At 44.2% G+C, this 7,925-nt stretch carries 6 protein-coding genes and 2 pseudogenes; 7 read left to right on the plus strand and 1 reads right to left on the minus strand.

Annotation, left to right across the window (positions count from 1 at the left end; all coding sequences use genetic code 11):
• Window positions 1–7 precede the first annotated feature (7 nt).
• A pseudogene (locus D568_RS20525) lies at window positions 8–1,033 on the minus strand (integron integrase).
• A 345-nt stretch (window positions 1,034–1,378) separates the two neighbouring features.
• Here D568_RS20525 and D568_RS0116540 point away from each other — a divergent pair.
• The 7 genes and pseudogenes from D568_RS0116540 to D568_RS20530 form a co-directional block, all read left to right on the plus strand.
• Complete coding sequence (locus D568_RS0116540; protein ID WP_020210723.1) at window positions 1,379–1,714, plus strand: hypothetical protein; 336 nt, start codon at window positions 1,379–1,381, stop codon at window positions 1,712–1,714.
• A 97-nt stretch (window positions 1,715–1,811) separates the two neighbouring features.
• Window positions 1,812–2,588 carry a hypothetical protein gene (locus D568_RS0116545; protein WP_020210724.1) on the plus strand — a complete coding sequence of 259 codons (777 nt, stop codon included), beginning with the start codon at window positions 1,812–1,814 and terminating at the stop codon, window positions 2,586–2,588.
• A gap of 47 nt (window positions 2,589–2,635) precedes the next feature.
• Window positions 2,636–2,944, plus strand: coding sequence for a hypothetical protein (locus tag D568_RS21740; protein WP_157497941.1), 309 nt, complete (start codon window positions 2,636–2,638; stop codon window positions 2,942–2,944).
• Window positions 2,945–3,528: 584 nt separating this feature from the next.
• Complete coding sequence (locus D568_RS0116550) at window positions 3,529–3,822, plus strand: hypothetical protein (RefSeq protein WP_020210725.1); 294 nt, start codon at window positions 3,529–3,531, stop codon at window positions 3,820–3,822.
• Between the two features lie 758 nt (window positions 3,823–4,580).
• Window positions 4,581–5,144, plus strand: coding sequence for a hypothetical protein (locus D568_RS0116560; protein ID WP_040517018.1), 564 nt, complete (start codon window positions 4,581–4,583; stop codon window positions 5,142–5,144).
• Between the two features lie 139 nt (window positions 5,145–5,283).
• A complete protein-coding gene (locus tag D568_RS0116565) occupies window positions 5,284–6,399 on the plus strand; it encodes a pentapeptide repeat-containing protein (protein ID WP_020210728.1) in 1,116 nt (371 codons plus the stop codon).
• A 150-nt stretch (window positions 6,400–6,549) separates the two neighbouring features.
• A pseudogene (locus D568_RS20530) lies at window positions 6,550–7,925 on the plus strand (transposase); the annotation flags it as partial.

The raw sequence follows: 7,925 nt of genomic DNA on the forward strand, positions 1-7,925 counted from the left end.
GAGCAGGCTATGCAAAAGCATAGCCTGCGTTTTCTTCGCTTATTCCATCGATTGGGCTAATAACGCCTAGCTTTCCTCGCTTTACTACGTGTGTGTAGATCTCTGTTGTTTTAACATCAGAGTGCCCCAGTAACTCCTGAATCGTGCGTAAGTCGTAGCCACTCTCAAGCAGGCGCGTTGCAAATGAATGCCTAAACGTATGGCAAGTAACGTGTTTAGGAACCTCCAGTGAGCGCACGAGATGGCGCAAATGTTTAGTTACCGCGGTGTGATGTAAGTGATGCCGCCTAATTTCTCCCGTGCGGGGGCATGGGCCAGGCCGAGTGGATGGAAACAGATACTGCCATTTAGTAGATGTTGCGGCCGATGGGTATTTTTTCGCCAGAGCGTCAGGTAAATACACACTGCCTAGTCCACTCTTTATGTCGGTGTTGTGTAGCTGTTTAACTCGCTCGATTTGTGCTTTTATATCTGGCAGTAGAGATTGTGCTAAAAGAGTTGTGCGGTCTTTACGCCCTTTACCTTGACGTACATGCAGTATCAGGTTGTCAAAATCTATATCCAATAGCCGAAGGGATAAGCACTCCGCCTGGCGCAGCCCAGAACCATACATAATAGAAAACATAAGCCTGAATGGCTGCTTTGCATTGCAGATAATCGCTTGAGCTTCTACGCGTGATAAAACCGCTGGAATTCGCTGATGTACCTTCGCGTACTTAAAGTTTAAGTCGATTAAAGGTTTGCGTAAAAACTCACGATACATAAATACTATGGCATTTAGAGCAATCCGTTGGGTATTAACCGAGTTATTGCGTTCTGTAGCTAAGTGAGTTAGCCAGGCTTCAACCTCTGATTAAGATAAAGTTTGAGGGTGGGCCATCTTGTTAAAACGTATAAAGTTGACGGCCCAGTGCACATAGGTTTTTTCTGTTTGATAGGAAAGGTTTCTATATCGAATAAAGCCACGTAGCTGATCAATAAAGCGAACGCTCTTTTGGGGAACGTAAACAGGTATATCATTTGGTGTGTTCATGATTAGCCCTTTTGCTGTATTTATATACAGTTATAGGCAAAAATAAGAGCTATGCAAGCTGGTGAACATGAGACGGCTTACTTTCGGATTGCAGAATCTCACTGATAAATTTGATATTTCCTAAGTGTTTCAGTGCTTTAAACGCCTAAATTCAGGTGGTTTAAGAAATATGATACATTGCCAGCTGCTGTTCAACTTTGCTTCTTTACCTTTCTATAAAAATGCGCCAAAGTTAGGAAAAAAATATGACTTACAGTGAGTTAGGGCGGATTTATAAAAAATTTCTAAGCGTGATATATTGCCGGGCGCATTTTTCAACCCGCACATTAATAAGCTGTTAACTGTATGAGCGGATATCAAAGCAGAGAGCCAGACATTGAAGCTGAAGTGCGGCTTCTTACAAAAGAAGAAGGTGGTAGGCACACACCTGCAAAAACTGGATACAGGCCTGCACACCTAGTCATTGATGACTATCTGACTACGGCCGCGCAGCATTATTTAGGTCAAGAGTGGTTGCATCCCGGCGAATCTTGTTTGGCCCACCTCTGGTTTATTACGCCAGAGGTTTATCCAAATTCTTTATGGGTCGGCAAGGAAATTCAGTTCCAAGAAGGCGCAAGGGTTATCGGCTTCGCAAAAGTAACCAAAATATTCAACAATGTTCTACTTAAACACAGTTAACAAGGTGCAGCACAACGCGGCGACGCCGCTCGGACAGCCTACACTGCGTTTCGGCTGCCCGTGTGCACGGCGTTAAGCAATAGAAGGAGTATCACATTTGATTGACGAAAGTAATCCCGCTGGAAGATTGCACAAAATTTTGTCGGATGCGAAAAGACGGAAGGATCAAGACAAGGTTCGGGCAGTTTGGGCATCCGTGCTAGATATCGATCAGGATGATGTGGTAGTTACTAAAGCGGTGGTGGAGCTATACTCTCTTTCAAATGAGATTCAATCTCTAATAAAAATGAATAACCAGTTGAATCACGAATTGTACTTGAAATCATTCAATCAGATTAACCGAGCATTCTTCCCGCTTAATTTGGGCACTAACTGGAACTCAGTCAAACAACACCTCACCGATGAGGCACTTACAAGGTTACAGTTTTGTGCTGAAGAATTGTCCACATTCTACACTGAAGATACGTTATCGGATGAAGACTTGGCGGAAATAATTTCGAAAACGGAAGCCTTGTTTGAATCGGTATTTAATTCATCTCTTCCAGATGTTCTGCGATTGTCACTCCTTGAAGAAGTTGAGCGTTTAAGAAGTTCAATAAGCATGTATAGAATTAAAGGTGCAAAAGGGCTTAAGGAGTCGCTTCAAGGAACTATTGGAGCTGTAGTGGCCAACCAAGAGGAATTGAAAGAAGCAGCTGCACAAAATCCTGACGTATTGCAGCGATTAGGCGAGCTCATTGATAAGTTGGACTCATTCACCGCTCGAGCTCTCAAGCTGAAAAAAATGGTAACCAAACCCATTCGGTATTTGCTAGAAAAAGTAACAGATGCTGATCTATCGGATGGAGATCATGAGCAAGAAGCCGATGCTTAACAAAGCATTGCAGCGGACAAGCCGCTGAATGCGGCGTTAGTACTACCATGAAGAAGCTAGATATCTATATATGCATTACCGCTTTATTTTTTCTCTTAGCTATGAGTTTGAGTGCTTATCTAGCAGCAATTGAAGATCCTCGCTTTGACGGAGGGGCGATAACTAATGAAGAAATGCATTGGTATGAAAGTTTAATAGTTTTGGGGGCATTAATAGGCTCCTTTACAACTTGGTTAATTGCATTATCTAGTGCGTATTCCCACAGGTTTAGAAAATGGTTTTTAGCTATATTCATTCTATTGCCTTTAGCTTGGGTATATTTGTATTTTCATTCTAGAGAGGGCTCAAGCCATTAAAAGTACTAACAAGGCGTTCAATGTCGCCTTCGGCTGGACAGCCAAAAGCTGCGCTTTTGTCTGCCCATTAACTTGGCGTTAAATTGCTTTTTAAATTAGGCGGTTGGCAGTGAATTTAAACCGCACGATTTAAAACAAGTTTTCTAGCTTGTGCCGGTTAAAGGTTGTTGTGTATTTATTATGCTCTGCTTTATGGGGCGAAAACGACGGTAATCACCAGCAGGTGTGGTGGTATCCATTCTTTGTGGTATTTGCCACACGTTCAAGAGTGGGTTCAGCCTTGTAGAAATAAGCTAGGCCTTTACCGTTTGTTCGGTCATGTGCTCCCCCCAAATGCGCGCAAAGAATGGCTTAATAAAATAATTAATTCCGAGTGCCAGATGTTCAGTAGTACTTGGGTAAAAAGGTGGGGCGCAAAGGTGCTCCGTAGTAGAGGTCGGTGGTATAGCAATCTAACCAGGCTATCAAACACCGCCCCGTTGGGGCTGGACCTCCGTTCCGGCGCTTGTTTTTGTTGTACGCTACGCTAACAAAAACAAGCGCCTCCACTACGGCCGTTTATAGCGGCGTTAGTGGGCTTTTCTATGTGGAAAATAATTAGTCTGTGGCTCGCTATTTTGGCGGCACCAGCAATCTTCTTGTATGCGGCTGCAGACTTATATGGCTTGGTTGTTTATCTAAGCTACTATGCGCCCCTCTGGATTTTTGGAGAACCATTTTTTGTGTTTTCTACTGATATAGGTTGGTATTACCCAACCATATATGGTCATATATTGGCGGCATTTATTTACTCATTAACGTTTTGGGGGCTTTACATTTTAATGGTAAAGGCTAAGCGAGAAATGTCATCCACTAACAAGCGCAGGCAGTCGGACTAATTTTACGCTTCGCTTCAAATTAGCCCGCTGCTGCGGGCGTTAAGTGAGTAAAGGAAATGACAAATGAATCGATATTCTTGCTTGCTACAGTTCCATTCGGACTCTACTGTTTGGTGTTTCCGTCCCACGCAGGAAGGATGATTGCGCTGTTAATGAGATCCGCAGCGAGACTTCAATTTACTAGGTTTACTGAAGCTGAGACGAAAGCCAGGCCAATGTTCATACGAATTGTCGGAGTGATGAATTTATTTATGGCTGGTCTTATATATCTAAAGGGCTCTGGCGGCTAATGAATAGTTCATCACTTAACAAGGCGGTGTTGTCGCCTTCGGCTGGGACTGCCATTCCGCTGGCGCTCCATGTCAGCCCCAAACCACGGCGTTATGAAGATGGAGGAATGGTGTGACATATAAGGATATTTATAAGGCGAATAAAAAATGGTGGAGGATCTACACATTAGGTTTTTTAGTTTTTTGGACTCCAGCTTTGGCGATAGATTTAGTGCCGAATTATGACAACATTATTACTTTGCCATTGAAGGTTGCAGGGTTGGTATTTTTGATATTGGCGTACCCGAAGGCAAAGTGTCCAAAATGCAATAGGCTTCCTGGGTTTTTGTGGAATGTAGAAAGCTGTAGGTATTGCGGTGAAAGACTTTCATAACCAAGCATACCAGTTCGCCGCCGCAAGCGGCGGCAGGACGCTCGCAAGCTCGCGCCTCTGTACGCGGCGTTAAAAAATCAATGGATATCGCACGAATGATTCGAAGTATTATTTTTACCATATTGTTCTTTTATTCTCTTGGGTTGAATGCTGATGTGGATGTGCCTGAGGGATTTAAGCTACAAAAGCTTGAAGCAACAGACGGATCAATAGCAATTCCCGAAGGCTGGTATTACCAGGAAGGGTCAACTAATAGCGGGATCATCTGGACTATTTCAAAGGAAGATCCCAAAGAGGGCTATGAGACTGGACAGCGAATACAGATGTTGTTCGGTGTAGAAAAGGGTACCAAGAAGAGTAAAAAAGACTTCGTAGATAGCTTTATTCAAAATAAACGAAAGATCTCCAAAATCGTTAAAGATTGTACTACCACGGATCTTGGTATGTTCTACCGTACCTGTCTCGAAGTTGTTGAACCACCAAGTGAGGGTGGCGTAAAGAAGGAATACCACATTCTGTACTCACTTTTCTGGGCAAAGGAAATGGATCTAGTTGTTTTGGTTACCTTTGGGGCTCCCGAAGAAGAGTGGGCGGCAGTAGAGAGTATTGCTAACACAATGACTGTAATTGAATTAATTGGCCCGAATTTGGGCAAATAATTTTTAACAAGGCTAGCAAGCTTACCTCCGTTCCGGAGTATGTTTTTATGCTGTACGCTTACGCTAGCATAAAAACATACTCCTCCATTCCGGCAGCTTTTAGCGGCGTTAGATTTCACTCAGAGATACTCATCTACCTATGGAAAGAGATGGATTCAAATTTGACCTTGAAACACAGCGATTTATCAAAAATCGCTGGGATACTGAAGTGGGACAACGCGTAAGGCAGGAAATTATTGATGGGATAAAGAACTCTGTCGAAATACGCGCTATTCTGGATGATTATGTTTTAGAGCATCCAGAAAACATTGACCCCTATGGTCACCCCATATATCCCAAAACTGAAATGCGTGAGAATTCGTTCTGGGTATTGACTCAGGATGACCTGCGGGGCATCCATATTTATAACGAAGACTTATCATCTTCTCCGTGTCTTGAGAAAAAAGCACTTTCATATAGCTCTTTCTACAACTGCAATCTGTCGAGTACAAATATGGAGATGGCAGACTATTCATACAGTAGATTTGAAAAGTGCAATATGGAAGAAGTCGTCTTTGCTGCTTCTGGCGGATTTAGTGTGCGGATCATTGATTGTAACCTTAAAGGGGCCTGTTTTTGGCAAAGCGGGTTTAGAGGCTGTGATTTGAGTGGTTCAGATCTTTCAGGTGCCTATTTTGAAGGTGCGCTGCTTGAAGATCTTAGGGTGGACTATAAAACCAAATTCGACCTAGAGCTCGCAGGCTCATGGAAAAATAGGGAAATGCCAGGAGACCAGAGGCCTGACATACTGAGATCTATTAGGCTTGCATACGAAAAAGCAGAGCTTTGGGCGCATATGGATGCCTTTTTGTATAAAGAAAAGGTTGCTCAAAGAAAATTTATTTTATGGAAAAGCTTTCAAGAGAATAAATCTATACAAGGCTTTTACGGCTGGCTGTCAAGTCTTCTTTTAGGAGCGCTATCTGGTTACACCACAAAACCAATTAGAGTAATTGTTATGGCTGGGGCATTGTCCCTAATCTTTGCCGCTCTCTATTTAATGCTCGGGACACCAAGCCATACAGAAATTAGCGCAGCAGCTATTATGGAATCGCTTTATTTTTCGTTTACTACATTTGCAACGCTTGGCTATGGTGATATTTCGTATAGTGCTTGCCACCCATACTTGAGAATACTAAGTACAGCAGAAGCATGGATGGGCGCGATAACACTGTCTCTTTTTGTTGTTGTGTTAGCCCGGAAGGTGTTCAGATAATGCAATCTAACAAACACATCAAGTTTGTTCCCTACGGTCGCCGGACCTCGCTACTGCTCGGCCGCTTATGTGGGCGTTGAGGCTGTAGAAAAACTCTAAAAACAAGGCGTTTTTTGCTAAAATTGGGGCTTGCCAAAAGGAGAACCGGCCATGCCCAACTTCCGAAAATATAACTATAACCAAGACAGCATGGTCGTGATTAATTTTGAAGAACAGCTGCAACCCAATACGTTTGAATATACCCTTCATCGGTTGATCGAAGAGCATATTGATCTGTCAGCATTCTACGACCACTATAAGAACGATGAAGGCGGTCGCAGCGCTTACGATCCAGCCATTCTCCTAAAAATCGTGTTATTCGCTTACTCTAAAGGCATCACGTCCAGCCGGGAGATTCAGTGGCAGTGCGAGCATAATATTATCTTTAAGGCTCTGTCCTGCGATTTAGTGCCCCATTTCACCAGCATTGCCAGTTTTATCAGTCGTTACCCAGAGGCTATTGAAGACGTCTTCACTCAAGTCCTGCTGGTTTGTAACGAACAAGGCTTACTCGGTAATAAGCTGTTTGCCATCGACGGCTGTAAGATGTCCTCTAACGCGGCCAAGGAACACTCCGGCACATGAAAGAGCTGGAGGAGAAGTCTCAGAAATTACGCAAAAAAGTCCGCCAATGCCTGAAAGAGCACAAAAAGTTAGACGGGCGCAAGCCTCAGGAGCGAGAGCGAAAACAGCGACTCCAGCAGGCGGCCGATACTCTTGAGAAAGAGTTTGAACGCATCGACAAGTTCCTAAAGACGGCGTCCCCAAGGATGGGGAGTGGTAAGCGCCCCAAGGAAGTCAAAAGCAATATCACCGACAACGAGTCGGCCAAAATGACGACCAGCAAGGGCACCATTCAAGGCTACAACGGTGTCGCAACCGTCGACAAAAAACATCAGATAATTGTGGATGCCCAAGCGTTCGGAGAAGGGCAAGAACACCACACCCTCAACCCTGTACTCAATAGCGTGAAAGAACGCTATGCCCGAACCGGCATCAGTGACGACATTTATAAAGAAAACACGATCATCACCGCCGACACCGGCTTTGCCAATGACGCCAACAATGAATACCTTCGTGAATCCGGCATTAACGCCTATATTCCCGACAATCAATTTCGTCGTCGTGACAAAACCTTTGCCAAGCAAAAAGACAAATACGGAAAACGGCACAGAGATACCTTAAAAGGCATCAAGAGTGTTATTCCGTCCAGCGAATTCGACTTTGATAAACGACAAAAAACCTGTCGTTGTCCCGAAGGCAATGAAATGTGGCTCAGTCACGAAACTGTCGAGCCCAACGGAAAACGTAAATTGTTTTTCCAGGGCAAGCTCACCGACTGTCGGCATTGCCCTATTAAAGAACAGTGCATGCGAAACCCGAGCTCGGCGGATACACGCGAGGGCGCTGGGCGCCAAGTGTCATTTACGTGGACGAATGGGCGCACAGCGACGGACTGGATGAAGCGCCGAGTCGATAGCCGGCTT

Source organism: Gilvimarinus chinensis DSM 19667, from assembly GCF_000377745.1.
Taxonomy (GTDB): domain Bacteria; phylum Pseudomonadota; class Gammaproteobacteria; order Pseudomonadales; family Cellvibrionaceae; genus Gilvimarinus; species Gilvimarinus chinensis.